Here is a 14906-nt window from a genome sequence, read left to right on the forward strand (position 1 = left end):
GGCCAACATGAAATCACTCCCAACAATCGCCGCAGTCGCGATCGCACTGACTCTGGTCCTGTCTCCTATAGTTGTCAACGCCGCTGGTACGATATCGTTCACCAGCCCCGTTAGCGGCAGCTACAAGGGGTCCCAGAGTTACACGATCTCCGGCACAGTAAGCCCTGCTCCAAGCCAAGCTGACAATGTGGGTATCACCGTCAAGAACCCATCCGGCCAACCGGTAGACGTCGGAAACGTCCCAGTCGCATCTGGAGCGTTCTCCTACTCAACCGCGGTCGGCGGCTCGAGCTTCTGGACGTCAGGGACTTATACAGTAACGGCCACTGATTCACTCGGCGCAACGGGCACAACCACGTTCCAATATTCAGCAACATCTTCGGCAACCTACAACTCGACGAGGGCGTTCCTCAACGTCTTGGGGAATCTAACCCAGATTGAGCACTCACTCACAGCTATGAACAGCAGCCTCAATGCCAAACTGAATACTCTGACGGCGCAGGACGCCACTGAGGCGTCTGACATCGCCGCCTTGAAGGCTTCAGTCGCAACTCTCGGCACTTCCATAGCATCCATCAACAGCCAGCTCACAGCAATGAGCGGCTCCCTGACCACGATGCAGAACTCTCTAACGAGCATCTCATCGCAAGTCAGTACCATCAACACTGCAGTAAGTTCCTTGGGTACTCAGGTAGCAGCAGCACAGACCGCGGCAACCAACGCAAACAACGCTGTGTCTAGTACACAGACGTATGTGCTGGTAGTTGCAGTCCTAGCAGCAATCACCTTAGTTCTCGAACTGGCAATATTAGTTAGAAAGATATCCTAGAGCTAGGATATCTTTCATCCTTTTTCTTTTCAGGACAACCAGACGATACTCCGCACGCCTAAATCATTCATGCCGCCACCTAATGGAAGAGAAATACAGAGGCGCACTACGAAGTCTTTATGAGCTCTCCAAGGCTGCCACTACTTTGCCGGGTCATCTCGAATTGAAAGCCATACTCTTGGCTGGCGGGCAGGCGATGCGGCTGAGGCCGCTCACCGACGACAAACCCAAGGCTCTAATCGAGGTGAGGGGAAGGCCAATCTCAGAATACCAAATCGATTGGCTTGTGAAAGAAGGCGGAATCGATTCTGTGACATTCGCCTGTGGTTACAAGTGGGAGAGACTCAAGGATCACTTCGGCTCAAGCTACAAAGGCACCCCAATTGAATATTCGCCTGAGCAGGAACCATTAGGGACTGGCGGTGCCATCAAGCGGGCCGCGTCAATGCACCAATCAGAGTCCATGCTTGTGGTAGCCAACGGCGACATCATCACCGACCTACCGCTTGGCAGGATGATTGATGCACACAGGCAGGCGGGAGACATGACAGCTTCGATGCTGGTGGTCCCCTACCGTTCCCGGTTTGGTGTCGTCAAGATAGACAAGTTGAAAATGGTCCGGGGGTTCGAGGAGAAGCCCGTGTTCCCTGACGTCTGGATTAACGGCGGAGTCTACGTTCTCAACGCGCGAAAGGTCATGAAGTCCCTTCCTGACAAAGGCGACATCGAAAGAGAGACATTCCCGAAGTTGGTTAGCCACGGAGAACTCCTGTCCTATCCTCACTACGGGGATTGGTGGTTCCTCGACTCGATAAAAGACCTGAAGGAACTCGAAGAATCGATGCCGAAGGCTCGATAGAGAAAGATTTTGTCCAGACTGGCACGGTTCCCCACGCATGAGTGAGTTCAGGAAGGCGGTCGAAGCTTCGAAGGTTCCTCCCGGGTCGATGATGACCGTGGAGGTGGACGGGGAGTCGGTTCTCATCGCAAACGTCGACGGTAAGTACTACGGAATCGGAGCCATCTGCAAGCACGAGGAATGGGACCTGTCAGAAGGCACTCTCGAAGACACGACCGTCACCTGCGCGGGACACGGGACGGTTTGGGACATCAAGACCGGGAAGGGGGTTTTTGACGAGCCTTTGGAGGACGAGCCAGTATACGATGTGAAGGCCGAAGGCGAGGTCCTCTTCGTGAAGAAACGCTAGTCAAGATTCTCCATCAGTCACTCCCGCATTCTTCTTATAGGATAAATGGACGGGCCGATTATTGCAGCAGGGCCCCAGTAAGGCTAGCTCGACACCTTTCAAGAGGCTTGGGCGCGTCGTTTACCGCAGAAGGAAGTATGTCATCATCGCCTGGCTCGTCGTCCTCCTCGCGCTGATTCCGATAATCGAGAACGCCGCAAAGTACGAATCACTCCAGCAGGGCTCGGCTACGGGCAGCAACCTCGAATCCGTCAAGGCTGACGACCTCGTCTCGACTCAATTCGGGAAGACAGTCCCGAACAGTTCACTTCTCGTTGTCATATCGGGCGCGAACGTCTCCTCTCCGGCCACCCAGACCCTGATTAGGCACATCCTGGCCTCGGTGAAGACCAACTCGAGCATAGTCGGGCTCAATCAGACGGCCAACGTCTTCTCCCCGCTCTACGCCGCAATCACGAGCGTCAACAAGGCTGTCTACTCGACTCTGAAGGGTGCGAACGGGACGAGCCGACTCTTGCTTGGAGTGCCGGCCCTTTACTTCGGAGCGTGGGAGAAGGCCTTTGGTTCGACTTATAACGTGACTGAAGCCAACGCCGTTGCCAACCGCACAGCCGCAACAACACTCAACAGCGCTAACTCCACAGCTTATGCCCTTTACTCTTCTCGCGTTCTTTCATCGTTCTATTCCTCGTGGGTCTCGAGCTGGACTAACCCCGCGAATGCGAACGTAAGCCTGCTGGCGCGGGCTACTGAATCCGCCCAAACCGCCGACGCCTCGTACCTGGCGACCCATGCGGCCAAGTCAAGAGCCTTCAGCCAGGCAGTACTGGAATCAGTAACCTTAGGCGACTTCCTTTCAGACAATCAGACTCAGGCGTCCTCACGCCTCTCGAAGTTCTCCGTAGGGTATCTCGCAAACGAGACCTCTCTCTCGACGAAGTTCGTCAATTCTACCTACTCACTGGGAAGAGGCTATGTCAACAGCACCCTCGACGCCCTTGCGGGGAACATGGTTTGGAAGCCGTCGAGGTACGGGCTAGACCAGGACCTTTCCACGCTAATCTCCTCCTTCGTCTCGCCGGGGCGAGACACCACCATAGTCTCCTTCGGGTTCAACCTCTCATCGAACAGCAACATCCTCGCGGTACGGTCAATCGCCCATTCGGCCGTGACGGAGGCTGGTTCCGCCTCCGGAGTCCAGTCTGCACTAGTCACCGGTGGGGACGCCATCTCCTACGACTTCGGGAACTCTACCCAGGCCGACCTCGCCCTCATACTCCCAGTGACAATCGCTCTCCTAATCATAGCCACCGGCCTCTTCTTCCGCTCCGTCCTGACGCCCTTCATCACCCTGGGGACAATCGGGGTCGCCCTCGGGATTTCGCAGGTCTTTATCGTGCTCGTGGGCGAATTCGTGGCAAAGGTCGACTTCACCGTACCGACTGTGCTCCTCACAATCTTGATCGGTGTCGGGACCGACTACAGCGTCTTCGTGATCGCAAGGTACAGGGAGGAGAGGATGAACGGACTGTCAGTCCAGGAATCAGTCGAAACCTCGGTCACCTGGGCGGGTGAGAGCATCGCCACCAGTGGCGCGACTGTGATAATATCCTTCCTCGCACTTACATTGACGACGGTCACATTCCTCAGGACTATTGGGTTTGTGGTAGGCCTCGGAGTGTTGGTCGCCCTTTCGGTCGCCCTGACCCTGGTCCCTGCCATAGTCGGGGTCGTCGGAGGGAGGACCTTCTGGCCCAACTCTGGGGAGAGGTTCGCCCGCTACTCCGCGTCTGTCCTGTCCAAGCTCGAGAAGAAGAGGGGATACTTCTCTAGGAGCGGCGCGTTCGCAGTAAAGAGGGCCAAGATTCTGATTGTCCTGGCTATCATCGTTACTGTCCCAGCAGTCTACGTATACAGTACTACCACCCCGACCTACGATTTCCTCTCGGCAGCTCCTACGAATCTCGAGTCGTTTTCAGCGTCGAGCCACCTTACCTCGGCCTTCGGCGGGGGGAGGCTGTTCCCGACCTACGTGGTGGTCACCTTCAGCCAGCCCCTGGTCGTCGGTCGAAGTTTCAATTCTACTGAAATGGGGGCGCTCGAAGCGATGTCTACACACATCTCAGGGATCAGTGACGTCAGAAACGTCACAGGACCGACCCGACCGAACGGGCTGGTGGTCACATATTCCAACCTCGCGCTTTCAAGAGCGGCAGACAACAGGACTTTCTCATCAATACTTCGAGCGGTGGGGCAGAACAACAAGACCGCCCTCATTACAGTCAACTTCGGCATAGATCCATATTCGACGGCGGCGATTTCGGACGCCCAGTCAATGCGCCAGTACCTGCATGGCAGTTTTGACCAGGTGGCAGGAGTGACCGGAGACTACATTGGAGGGGCCTCCGGCTCGATCTTAGATACGAAGAACGTTTTCGATGCGCAGTTCAACTCCGTTGTACCCCTGGTGGCAGTAGGCGTCGCCCTAGTATTGCTGGTTGTCCTCGGTTCCCTCTTTCTCCCGATTTTCGCGGTCTTCTCCGTCCTGATGAGCATTGTCTGGACCTTGGCAGCGACAAGACTCGTCTTCCAGGTCTACTTCAACTACCAGATACTTTTCATCACCCCGTTCTTCCTCTTTGTCACCCTGCTCGGGCTGGGAATGGACTACAACGTTTTCATCCTTACGCGAATCAGAGAGGACGCGACCAAGGGGCGACCACTTAACAACGCAATAGTGAGTGCCATCGAGCAGACCGGCGGGATCATCACCGCAGCCGCGATCATCCTGGCGGGCTCCCTGGGGGCCCTCATGCTGTCAAGCGACCTATTCCTGAAGCAACTTGGCTTCGCATTCGCATATTCGATTCTCATAGACGCACTAATAGTAAGGACTTACCTTGTCCCTGCGGTAATGTCCACTGTCGGGAAATGGAACTGGTACAGTCCGATTCCATTTCTCAACCGGTCCCACGCCCTCTTCAAGAAGGGGAACGAAAAGGCTGCTCAGGCTTAATACTTCGAAGTAGGTCGGTACGGTTAGAATGTCCCCTTCTCCCGACCCGGAGGTCAGCGAGGAAATCTTGGAGGAGGGCTACTACTACCTGTCGCAGGTTGGGCTGACAGATCTGCAAATCGCGGGCCATTTCGAAACGTCGGCCAAGGTCGTGAGGACGCTTATCGAGTCCTACTCTGAGAAGTTGAAGTCGGGAGAGGTGGCAGCAGGGGAATTCGACAAGGTATTCTGGGAAGACGTCAAGAAGGAGGCGGAAGGAGACGTCAAAGTAACCTTCGTCTCCGAGAAGGGGTTCCACCACTCCTGGAAGTCGGAACTCCAAAGGCTGGATGGTGGGGCCCTGATGTCTATCTACGAGGCGAGCAAGGATTTCCTGAGCACGGACCCCAACGAGAAATTCCTCGACTACCCTGCGCCGAAGGGTTACGACCCCCTCGCCATGGATCGCGAAGTCCGGAAGGCGGTCGCGGTCATCGGGGAGTTGTTAGAGAAGAAGTGGAAAGAGGAAGGACACACCGCGAAGCGTTGACAAAGTTCACGAAACTTAAGTAGTGCTGGATGGAAGACAACTTCGAAAAAGGATGCCCCTGGAAACGGTCGACAAGGAAAATCTGACTGCGCTCCTCAAGAAATTCCAGGGACGCAAGGTGCTTGCTGTCGGAGACCTGATAGTAAGCAGATTCGTGGAGGTCGCTGCTCGGAAGCTGTCTCGGGAGGCCCCAGTCCCAGCGGGTGACTACGTCGGTGAGACATTCCTGCCGGGAGGGGCGGCCAACCTATCACGCGAGTTGGTCTCTCTGGGCGCTTCCGTGAGCCTTGTCGGACTCATGGGCTCGGACGAATACGGCGCCTGGCTGAAGTCAGAATTTACGAGGAGCGGAGTTGCCCACGCGGGGGTCGTCACGGACCCCACCCGCCCCACGTCGCTCAGGACCTGGATCATGGTCAACACCTTCCACATGCTTAGGATTGACAGAGAGGACAGGAGAGACGTCCCCCTCCCCATGGCGAAGAAGCTGCTAGCCGAGGCGCAGCCTCTCATCAAGGACGCCGACGTCGTCATCCTTTCCGACTACGACAGGGGGGCCATTACTAGTTTTCTGATTAGCGGCGTCGTCGAGGCTGCGCACGACGCGGGGAAGATTGTCGTCGCACAGCCAAAGATGCACCACTACCTCGACTTTTCCGGCGTGACCTACGTCAAGTCGAACATGGAAGAAGCGGCCCACGCGACCGGGATGGCGATCGTGAACGAGACCTCGTTACGGAACATGGCCGTCAACCTCCTCAGCCGTCTCGACTGCAAGGCAATCCTCCTGACGAGGGGCGAACAGGGAGTCGCCCTTTTCGACAAAGACAACATGACCCTCTTCCCGCCGATGGGGGGCAAGAAGAACCTGTTCAGCAAGGTCGGGGTCAGAGACGCCATGACCGGAGTATTCGCCTTGGCTGTCGCTTCGGGCGGGAACGCCTATCAGGCTTCGGTCCTGAGCGATGTCGCTGGCCAGGCTAGGAGCGAACTTCAGAGGAATGCTTCCTTGTCTATGCACGACCTTGAAGCCAGAGCCCAGGGCACCGACGACTTCGTCCAGAGAATCATCCAAGCGCCGGTGAGACGCTGATGGAGGCGGGGCAAGAGGTCATCAGGCTAAGGGAAATCGCCAGAACCACGAGGAAGTTAATCCTTGAGAGCCTCGCCGAAGCTGGCTCAGGGCACCCGGGCGGCTCCCTCTCCGCGGTGGAACTTCTGGTGACGCTCTTCTTCAGTGTCATGCACCATGACCCGAAGAACCCGTCCTCCCCGGACAGGGACCGGTTCTATCTGAGCAAGGGGCACGCGGCGCCTCTCCTCTATGCCATCCTCGCGGAGGCGGGCTATTTCCCTGTCGAGGAGTTGATGACTCTCAGGAAGATGGGTTCCAGGCTTCAGGGACACCCGTCCATGGGAGTCCCGGGGGTCGAAGCTCCGGCTGGTTCCGAGGGAATCGGCCTCTCCCTCGGGGTGGGCACGGCCCTCGCGGCGAAGCTGGACAGGAAGAGCTACAGGACTTACGTGTTGATGGGGGACGGCGAACAGCAGGAGGGCCAGGTCTGGGAGGCAGCCATGAGCGCGTCGAAGTACAAGCTCGACAACCTTACCGCAATGATCGATAGGAACGGGATACAGCAGGACGGGCTGACCGAGCAGATCATGCCTCTGGAGCCTCTGGCCGCGAAGTGGAGGGCGTTCAACTGGAACGTCATCGAGGTCGACGGGTACGACTTCTCTCAGCTCCAGGACGGCTTCGACCTTGCGGCGAGCACGCGCAACAGGCCTACGGTGATAATCGCCCATACGGTGAAGGGAAAAGGAATTTCCTTCATGGAGTGGTCCCCCCACTACCACGGCACGGCGCCGACTAAGGACAAACTATCTTCGGTGCTGAGCGAGCTTAGGTGACCAGATGAAACAAGTCCGGATCGCTCCTTCCATTCTGGCCTGGGACCTAGGAAACCTTGAGGAGGGGGTGGAAATCTCCGTTAAGGGTGGTGCAGACCAGCTTCATCTCGACGTAATCGACGGGCACTTCGCTCCAAACATAACCTTCGGCCCCGGGACCGTGAAGGCCCTGAGGAAACGATGCGACCTCATGTTTGACACTCACTTGATGATAGATGAGCCCCACGCCTACGCGGAGAAGTTCCTGGACGCGGGGTCAGATCTCCTAACGGTCCATGCCGAAGTCTTGGATGGGGGGAAGTTTGACGAACTTCATGCTATGGTTAGGCGGCGAGGTAAGCAAATGGGGCTAGCTATCAAACCTACGACCGAGTTGCCCGATTGGGCAGTCGAACGCCTCGACAAGTTGAGCGCGCTGGTGGTGATGACTGTCGACCCCGGCTTCAGCGGGCAAACAATGGACATGTCGGTAATGCCAAAGCTCGAAAGGATCAGTCGGCTCTTCAAGGAGAACGGCTCAGGGCCGGACATCGAAATCGACGGCGGGGTGGAACCAGAGAATGTTCACGAGGTTGTCGGTCGGGGTGGAAACGTCCTCGTGGCTGGCGCAGGCGTGTATGCGAAGAGCGATCCAGTGCGGGCGATCGCGAACCTTCGAGAGAAGGCAGAACGCGCGAGGGGAGGGCCCTAGAATTGTCCGTGCTGGCGACGATGCGTGATGCCTACGGAGAAGCGCTCCTGGAGCTTGGCGCTTCGAACCCCGCAGTGGTGGTGCTCGGCGCCGACACCACGGGCTCACTAAAGTCCGGGGTCTTCGCCACGAAGTACCCCGAGCGGTTCTTCAACGTGGGCATCGCCGAGCAGAACCTCGTAGCCATTGCCGCTGGGTTCGCCCTCGCGGGCAAGGTTGCCTACGCAGGGACCTACGCGATCTTCGTCCCTGGCAAGTGCGTGGACCAGATACGCAATAACATCGCCTATCCGAACCTCAACGTCAAGATCATCTGCTCCCATGGCGGAATATCGGTTGGTCCAGACGGGGCCTCTCATCAGCAGGTCGAAGACATCGCGATCATGAGGTCGATTCCCAAGATGAAGGTGATCGTCCCTTCCGATGCGGTGTCGACCAAGGCCGTGGTCAAGGCGATCGCAGGGATCCCGGGACCGTTCTACGTCAGGCTCACCAGGCCGAGCACTCCCGTCGTCTACGGGAATGGTTTCGAATACAGGCTCGGGAAGGCCAACGTCATCGCCGACGGAAGTGATGTCGCCATCTTCGCCTGCGGCATAATGGTCCCCGAGGCGGTCAAGGCAGCGGGCTCACTCAAGGCCAGGGGCGTCTCTGCCGCGGTGATTGACCTTCACACCATCAAGCCCATCGACACCGACACTATAGTCAGCTTCGCGAAGAAGTGCGGGAAGGTGGTGACTGCTGAGGAGCACAACATAATGGGCGGCATGGGGTCAGCGGTTGCGGAGGTCCTCGGCGAGGCGCGCCCGACCCTTATGAAGCGCGTGGGGGTGATGGACACCTTCGGAGAAAGCGGGGAGGCGGGGGAGCTCCTCAAGAAATACGGGCTTACTGCGTCTAACATCGAGGCCGCGGCCGACGGGCTGCTCATAGAAAAGCCCTAGGCTTTATAGCGCAGAATCCTCCCGGGCCTCATACTTGAAGCTCTTCCTCGATACGGCGAACCTCGAGCGAATCCGGAAACTGAACAAGATGGGGATCGTGGACGGCATTACTACTAACCCGACTCTGGTCGCAAAGGAGCTAGGGGAGTTCGAAGAGATCATAGTCAGCATCTGCCGCGAGGTCAAGGGGGACGTCAGCGCTGAAGTGGTGAGCACCGACCACGACGGCATGGTCGCCGAGGCGAAGCACCTTTCGACCCTGGCGCCCAACGTGGTGGTGAAGATTCCAATCATCCCGGAAGGCCTCAGGGCCACGAAGACCGTGAGTTCCCTCGGAATCAGGGTCAACATGACCCTGGTCTTCTCTGCCAACCAGGGGCTCCTGGCCGCCAAGGCGGGAGCTTCTTTCATCAGTCCCTTCATCGGCAGGCTGGACGACATAGGGCAGAGGGGGATGGAGGTGGTGGAAGACCTGGTGAAGATCCGGGACAACTACAGACTGAAGTCGGAAGTCCTTGTGGGGAGCATCAGACACCCTCAGCACGTGGTCGAGGCCGCGAAGATAGGGGCGGACATCGCCACCATGCCTCCGGAAGTAATGGAGAAGATGATGCAGCATCCTCTCACCGATTCTGGGCTCAAGCGGTTCTTGGACGACTGGCAGAAGGCCAAGAAATCGAAACCCTCGATCACCGTCTAGCAGGCGCTCGACCTTGAGGTATATCGTCGACCAGATGCTCAGCGGCCTCGCCAAGGAGCTGACAGCCAGCGGGGTCGATTGCGCCACGGTCCAGAAGGCCATACGCGGTGATGAGGATTCGAGCAAAGCTATCGACGACGACCAGATCTTCGAGTACCTGATGAAGAACAGGGGCACGGTGACGCTGATTACCGTCGACAAGGACCTAGCAAAGTATTGCAGGAGGTTCAACCTCCCGTGTATAAGCATCCAGGACGCGGTCCTCAAGGTAATTCAGTCTTCGTGAAGAGGCATCCCGGAAGGCAAGATTTTTATTGAGTCAATGGAGTTAGTCATACATGGCTAAGACATACACGCTGCCACCACTACCCTACGACTACAAGGCGCTAGAACCACACATCTCGGAGCAAATCATGAAGCTTCACCACGACAAGCATCACCAAGCTTACGTCACAGGTGCAAACGCGGCCCTCGACAAGCTCGAGAAGGCCCGCAACGGTGAACTCCAGATCGACATCAGAGCCGTCCTCAGGGACTACAGCTTCAACGTCGACGGTCACATCCTCCACTCCATCTTCTGGCCCAACATGGCTCCTGCGGGGAAAGGCGGAGGAAGCCCCGGGGGTGCGATCGGTGATTGGATAACCAGAGACTTCGGAGGCTTCGACAAGTTCAAGGCCCAGTTCAGCGATGCCGCCAAGACCGTTGAAGGAAGCGGCTGGGCGCTCCTGCTGCACGACCCCTGGACAGACTCCCTGGTCCTGACCCAGGTGGAGAAGCAGAACTTCATGCATCTCGCACAGATGACCATCCTTCTAGGGCTGGACGTTTGGGAACACGCGTACTATTTGCAGTACTGGAACGACAGGGCGAAGTACGTGGAGGCCTGGTGGAACGTCGTCAACTGGTCAGACGTTGACGCGAAACTCTCGAAGGTCAAGTAAAGACCTTCGACCCCCCTATTTTGAGCGCCGATTCTTCAATGATGTCGCGAAGCCCCGGGTCTCCGAGACCAGCTGCTCGATATCCTTGGCCGAATGAACAGTAGAAAGTCCCCCCAGGTGGCCTGGAAGCGAAAACACTCCCTTGGACATCAGGTACAGCGCGTAGTCATGCCCTTTGGTCCTGTCAGCTGAACTCGCCTCTTCTGCCCTCCTGGGTCTGGCGCCGAAGTGCGTGAGGAAAAGCGAACCCATGCCAGTCGTGCTCGCCTGAATGCCCTCTTCTGAGAAGGCCAGGTCGACATTCTTTCTCAGTCTATCCCCCATCCTCTCCAAACGCGGATAGACTTCGTCGGCGTTCTTCTTCAGGTAGCGAACTGTCGCCAGGCCCGCTGCCATTGTCAGGGGGTTCTCGGAGAAGGTTCCACCTCCGATTGAGACGAATCTCTCCTTTCTCGACGGGTCGGCCAAGGACAGGATCTCCTTCGTTCCGCACGCGAGCCCAAGCGGGAGACCCCCGCCCGCCACTTTCCCCAGGGTGGCAAGGTCTGGCTCCACTCTGTACAGCCCCTGGGCTCCGCCAAGCGATAGCCGGAAGCCCGTGATGATCTCGTCGAAGGCGAGCAGGACCCCCGCCTTCTCTGTCATCTCCCTGAGGCCCTTCAGGTACTCCCTATCAGCGGGGATGCACCCGCCCGCGCCCAGAACCGGCTCCAGGAATATCGCGGCCACGTCACCTCTGGTGTCGGCGACAGCCTTCCTTGCTGCTTCGAGGTCGTTGAACCGGACCGACCTGACGTAGGCCTGCTCCTCTGGAAGGATCCCCGCGCCCTCTGACCTGTCGAAGGGTGACCTGACGCCCTTGTTGAGCTCGGTGTTGTACCCGTGCCAGCCTCCGGTCATCTTGATAATTGTCCGCTTGCCCGTGTAGGCCCTCGCCAGCCTGACCAGGTACATGGTCGCCTCGGCCCCCGTGTTGCAGAAACGCATCATCTCGGCGCAGGGCACCGTGGATTGGATTTCTTCCCCCAGTTCAACAGAAAGCTCGCTCCCCATTCCGTAGTGCGTTCCTTGGGCTGCCTGGCGTTCCAGCGCACGGACCACGGGAGCCGGAGAATGGCCGAGGATTAGCGCCATGTGTCCCATCCAGTAGTCTGTGTATCTGTTGCCGTCCTCGTCCCATATGTGCTGTCCCTTCGCCCTCCTCACGAAGATGGGATAGGGTTCGTAGAACCTCGCGTTGTGGTTGACCCCGCCTGCGAAGACCTTCTTCGCCCTGTCGAAGAGGCCTCTTGACCGCCTGGTCCTGGCTTCGTAGTCCCCTGTCAACGGGGAGCAACATGAAACGTCCCTATTTCAAATGTCCTCCGGGCAAAGAGTCAATTAACGCGCCTCTCACGGTGCGCTGCAAATGGAGTTCACCATCGCCCTGGAGTCGCCCTTCAGCCTCGACTTGACCCTCCAGAGCGGCCAGGTCTTCAGGTGGGAGAACAGAGGCGAATGGTGGTACGGAGTCGTCTCCGGCGGGGTCATCAAGATGAAGCAGGAGGGCGATTCGCTGCGGTGTATCTCGGGTTCGGACCTGCTGAACGGCGCCTTCGTGAGGAGCTACTTCCGGCTGGACGACGAGCTCGAGCAGATCCTCGGTTCGGTGATGAAGGAAGACAGGATGACCCAGGCGGTCCAGAAGTTCTACGGGCTCCGCCTGATCAGGCAGGAGCGCTGGGAGTGCCTCGCGTCCTTCGTACTGGCTACGAATTCCAACATCCCAAGGATCAGGAAGATGGTGGAGGCCGTCTGCTCGAAGTATGGCGAGCCTCTTGTATTCGAGGGGATCCGCTACAGCTCGTTCCCGAAGCCCGAAGTGCTGGCCGCGGCAACCGTGGCCGAGCTCAGGGAGTGCGGGCTGGGGTACAGGGCGCCCTTCCTGAAACACGTCGCCTCTTCCATCGACGAGGGTAAGGTCGACTTCAGCGAGCTGACCCTCCGCGACTACGAGGATGCGCGCAAGATCCTGCTGACCAAGCTCTTTGGAGAAAAACTCCTGCTTGGCGTGGGACCCAAGGTCGCGGATTGCGTCCTCCTCTATTCCTGCGAGAAGGACGAGGCATTTCCGATCGATGTATGGATAGCCCGGGAACTGGCGACTTCGTACCCGAACCTTCTCACCAAGGAACTAAAGAGAAAGCTAGGCCCCGAGCGCAAGTCAAAACTGGGGAGGGGGGACTACGAGCGGCTGTCCGCCTCGGTCCGTTCATACTTCGGAGAACACGCGGGCTACGCCCAGCAATACCTCTTCATGATGGCCAGGGCCGAAGGGGCTAGGAAGCCTTCTTAACTGGCGGGCTCTTCTTTCTGGCCCGCGACTTCATGGGCTGCTCGACCTTCTCGACAACTTCCTCCTCGACCTTCTTGACCTCCTTCTTCAACTTGGCCGCTTCTTTCTTCACAACCTTTTCTACCTTGATGACTTCCTCCTCGATCTTCCTGATCTCGCCCTCGGGTTTCCTGACCGTTCCCGCGTGCCCGGCCCAGTCCTTCACCGATGTCACGTTGGCCTCGAGGATGCTCCTCCTCCGGTAGTCCAACGGCAGGCCCCACTTCCTGGCCAATCTGAGCGGAATCCCGGAGCTGCTGACCTCCCCCTTTGAGAATCCCTTGGCTGCCCGCGTGACCAAGCCTTCACCATGCCGTGAGACGACGTTTGCCGTCGGGCTGTGCCCTGTCGGCTTGTTGGCTGCAGGTGAGGCGGGTTTCGGTTCCTTCATGGCGGCAGACTTCGTCTTCTTTGGCTTCTGGCTCAACCTATTTCTGACCCTTCAACGCTCGCAATAAAACAGTTGCCCGTCGACGGGGGGTTAGGCGGACCTGGGCTTCTTCAGACCCCAGCCCATTGACAACCCGCCCGCGGCCGTCAGCAGGATTCCTGCCAGTTCGTACCAGGGGTTCTTGAAGACCAGGTAGGCCGGGACCAGGACCGCGTCAACCCCTATGAGAAGCAGTATCAGGCCGAAGGCGAAGTAGCTGCCGCTCTGGATCAGGATAGGAGAAATGACCCTCCCGCCCGGCAACACCTTAGGCGCCCCGGGTCCCCTTCGGAAGGATGGCAGCCCGCCCTTCATCAGGCCCATCGGAAAGAACGCGACTCCCAGAGCGAGGAAGATGCTCGACGTGCCCTGGCCCGCAGACGGCTCGGGGCTGGGGATGAGGCAGTAGCAGGAATCTCCTGAGGGGGTGAGCGGGCCGGTGAACAAGATAATCCCAGTGAGTCCGAGGACCATGAAGACGATAGAAAGGGCCAGGAACTCTGAATCCAAAGCTCAGAACTTCCGGACCCTTCACCTTTCTTAAGCGTTTCGAGTGAAGCGATGAACTACTGGGGCGGCGTAGCCCGTCGGAGGATGACCCCGGCCGCGACGATGCCCAAGAGGACGGCCGCCAGGCCCACTGAGTTGACGAGCCCGAACGTACCCGCTCCCGGGGCTCCGAGGTTGCTGATCATGTAGAAGAAGGCATAGCCGACGATTATGACGCTTCCCAGCGCAAGAGGGACCCAGAACTTCATTCAAGCACGACCCCCCGCGTCCCCCTATAGGCGTTGCGAGAGAGGTTTTGGGAGGGCGTCAGACAGACTCGGTTGGCTTACCTTAGGCCAGGAACCTTGGATGTCCCGCAGGTCGGAGACTCAGGACGCGCTCGTCCTTTTGAGCCGACGACACTCCGGTGACTGTGGCCTGAGTAGGCTGGACGGGTCAGCCGATAGCCGACCTCTACAGCCGGAAGCTTTTGGCACCTTTTCAGGTCTACCAGGCTGAGCTACTGCGGGACGGACGACCGAGACCCGAAGATTTCTTAAGGGTTTTCCGTAGAGAAAGCAAACCCAAAATAGGCCATAGAGCCCCGCCGACACAGGAACGGTAGAGGTTCGTTTGAGTTTCTCTGACTACGTTGCACTCACCAAGCCGAAGATTATCCCCCTCCTTCTCATGGTTGCGCTGGGTTCGGCCGTGGTGGCAGCCAGGACGCTCCCACCGCTCGTTACTCTCTTCGGGGTGCTCGTCGGGGGTACCCTCGCCTCGGCCGGGGCGCTCACGCTCAACAGCTACTTGGAACAAGAGATCGACTCGAAGATGAAAA

Annotated in this window: 18 protein-coding genes and 1 tRNA gene; 14 read left to right on the forward strand and 5 right to left on the reverse strand. The window is 58.1% G+C overall.

Going from position 1 to position 14906, the window contains the following annotated elements; genetic code table 11:
- Positions 1-7 precede the first annotated feature (7 nt).
- From OK438_07895 to OK438_07950, 12 genes are all read left to right on the forward strand, one after another.
- The gene (locus tag OK438_07895) at positions 8-829 is read left to right on the forward strand and encodes a hypothetical protein (GenBank protein ID MDA4125347.1); all 822 of its coding nucleotides are present in this window, start codon (positions 8-10) and stop codon (positions 827-829) included.
- Positions 830-992: 163 nt separating this feature from the next.
- Positions 993-1688 (forward strand): nucleotidyltransferase family protein, encoded by a 696-nt coding sequence (locus tag OK438_07900; GenBank protein ID MDA4125348.1) that lies wholly within the window; start codon positions 993-995, stop codon positions 1686-1688.
- Between the two features lie 37 nt (positions 1689-1725).
- On the forward strand, positions 1726-2037 hold the full coding sequence (locus OK438_07905) for a Rieske 2Fe-2S domain-containing protein (GenBank protein MDA4125349.1): 312 nt from the start codon (positions 1726-1728) through the stop codon (positions 2035-2037).
- 61 nt (positions 2038-2098) lie between these two features.
- Positions 2099-5053: an MMPL family transporter gene (locus tag OK438_07910; protein MDA4125350.1), complete on the forward strand. Its 2955-nt coding sequence runs from the start codon at positions 2099-2101 to the stop codon at positions 5051-5053.
- A 28-nt stretch (positions 5054-5081) separates the two neighbouring features.
- Positions 5082-5582: a hypothetical protein gene (locus OK438_07915; GenBank protein MDA4125351.1), complete on the forward strand. Its 501-nt coding sequence runs from the start codon at positions 5082-5084 to the stop codon at positions 5580-5582.
- Positions 5583-5634: 52 nt separating this feature from the next.
- Positions 5635-6675 (forward strand): PfkB family carbohydrate kinase, encoded by a 1041-nt coding sequence (locus OK438_07920; protein ID MDA4125352.1) that lies wholly within the window; start codon positions 5635-5637, stop codon positions 6673-6675.
- Positions 6675-7493, forward strand: a complete 819-nt coding sequence (locus tag OK438_07925; protein ID MDA4125353.1) for a transketolase — start codon at positions 6675-6677, stop codon at positions 7491-7493. Before OK438_07920 ends, OK438_07925 begins: the two co-directional genes overlap by 1 nt.
- Before the next feature lie 4 nt (positions 7494-7497).
- Complete coding sequence (locus OK438_07930) at positions 7498-8184, forward strand: ribulose-phosphate 3-epimerase (GenBank protein MDA4125354.1); 687 nt, start codon at positions 7498-7500, stop codon at positions 8182-8184.
- 2 nt (positions 8185-8186) lie between these two features.
- Positions 8187-9128, forward strand: a complete 942-nt coding sequence (locus OK438_07935) for a transketolase family protein (GenBank protein ID MDA4125355.1) — start codon at positions 8187-8189, stop codon at positions 9126-9128.
- A 34-nt stretch (positions 9129-9162) separates the two neighbouring features.
- Positions 9163-9828, forward strand: coding sequence for a fructose-6-phosphate aldolase (gene fsa, locus OK438_07940; protein MDA4125356.1), 666 nt, complete (start codon positions 9163-9165; stop codon positions 9826-9828).
- Positions 9829-9841: 13 nt separating this feature from the next.
- Complete coding sequence (locus tag OK438_07945; GenBank protein MDA4125357.1) at positions 9842-10114, forward strand: hypothetical protein; 273 nt, start codon at positions 9842-9844, stop codon at positions 10112-10114.
- Positions 10115-10166: 52 nt separating this feature from the next.
- A complete protein-coding gene (locus tag OK438_07950) occupies positions 10167-10772 on the forward strand; it encodes a superoxide dismutase (GenBank protein MDA4125358.1) in 606 nt (201 codons plus the stop codon).
- A 15-nt stretch (positions 10773-10787) separates the two neighbouring features.
- Here the strand turns inward: OK438_07950 and OK438_07955 are convergent, their stop codons facing one another.
- A complete protein-coding gene (locus OK438_07955) occupies positions 10788-12098 on the reverse strand; it encodes an aspartate aminotransferase family protein (protein MDA4125359.1) in 1311 nt (436 codons plus the stop codon).
- An 82-nt stretch (positions 12099-12180) separates the two neighbouring features.
- On the opposite strand from OK438_07955, the gene OK438_07960 reads away from it, so the two are divergent.
- Positions 12181-13107 (forward strand): hypothetical protein, encoded by a 927-nt coding sequence (locus OK438_07960; GenBank protein MDA4125360.1) that lies wholly within the window; start codon positions 12181-12183, stop codon positions 13105-13107.
- Here the strand turns inward: OK438_07960 and OK438_07965 are convergent.
- From OK438_07965 to OK438_07980, 4 genes are all read right to left on the reverse strand, one after another.
- Positions 13091-13573 carry a ribosomal protein L13e gene (locus OK438_07965; GenBank protein MDA4125361.1) on the reverse strand — a complete coding sequence of 161 codons (483 nt, stop codon included), beginning with the start codon at positions 13571-13573 and terminating at the stop codon, positions 13091-13093. The genes OK438_07960 and OK438_07965 overlap by 17 nt on opposite strands.
- A gap of 54 nt (positions 13574-13627) precedes the next feature.
- Positions 13628-14086, reverse strand: a complete 459-nt coding sequence (locus OK438_07970) for a hypothetical protein (GenBank protein MDA4125362.1) — start codon at positions 14084-14086, stop codon at positions 13628-13630.
- Between the two features lie 56 nt (positions 14087-14142).
- Positions 14143-14334, reverse strand: a complete 192-nt coding sequence (locus OK438_07975; protein ID MDA4125363.1) for a hypothetical protein — start codon at positions 14332-14334, stop codon at positions 14143-14145.
- Positions 14335-14437: 103 nt separating this feature from the next.
- Positions 14438-14595, reverse strand: a tRNA-Tyr gene (locus tag OK438_07980).
- Positions 14596-14698: 103 nt separating this feature from the next.
- Here OK438_07980 and OK438_07985 point away from each other — a divergent pair.
- The coding region (locus tag OK438_07985) for a protoheme IX farnesyltransferase (GenBank protein ID MDA4125364.1) at positions 14699-14906 on the forward strand (208 nt) is incomplete at its 3' end.

This window comes from Nitrososphaerota archaeon (assembly GCA_027887005.1).
GTDB lineage: Archaea > Thermoproteota > Nitrososphaeria > Nitrososphaerales > Gagatemarchaeaceae > UBA183.

Coding starts and splice junctions, on each gene's coding strand:
- OK438_07975 (MDA4125363.1), bottom strand. CDS start 14,334: ATGAAGTTCTGGGTCCCTCTTGCGCTGGGAAGCGTCATAATCGTCGGC.
- OK438_07925 (MDA4125353.1), top strand. CDS start 6,675: ATGGAGGCGGGGCAAGAGGTCATCAGGCTAAGGGAAATCGCCAGAACC.
- OK438_07920 (MDA4125352.1), top strand. CDS start 5,635: ATGCCCCTGGAAACGGTCGACAAGGAAAATCTGACTGCGCTCCTCAAG.
- OK438_07930 (MDA4125354.1), top strand. CDS start 7,498: ATGAAACAAGTCCGGATCGCTCCTTCCATTCTGGCCTGGGACCTAGGA.
- OK438_07960 (MDA4125360.1), top strand. CDS start 12,181: ATGGAGTTCACCATCGCCCTGGAGTCGCCCTTCAGCCTCGACTTGACC.
- OK438_07895 (MDA4125347.1), top strand. CDS start 8: ATGAAATCACTCCCAACAATCGCCGCAGTCGCGATCGCACTGACTCTG.
- OK438_07950 (MDA4125358.1), top strand. CDS start 10,167: ATGGCTAAGACATACACGCTGCCACCACTACCCTACGACTACAAGGCG.
- OK438_07905 (MDA4125349.1), top strand. CDS start 1,726: ATGAGTGAGTTCAGGAAGGCGGTCGAAGCTTCGAAGGTTCCTCCCGGG.
- OK438_07915 (MDA4125351.1), top strand. CDS start 5,082: ATGTCCCCTTCTCCCGACCCGGAGGTCAGCGAGGAAATCTTGGAGGAG.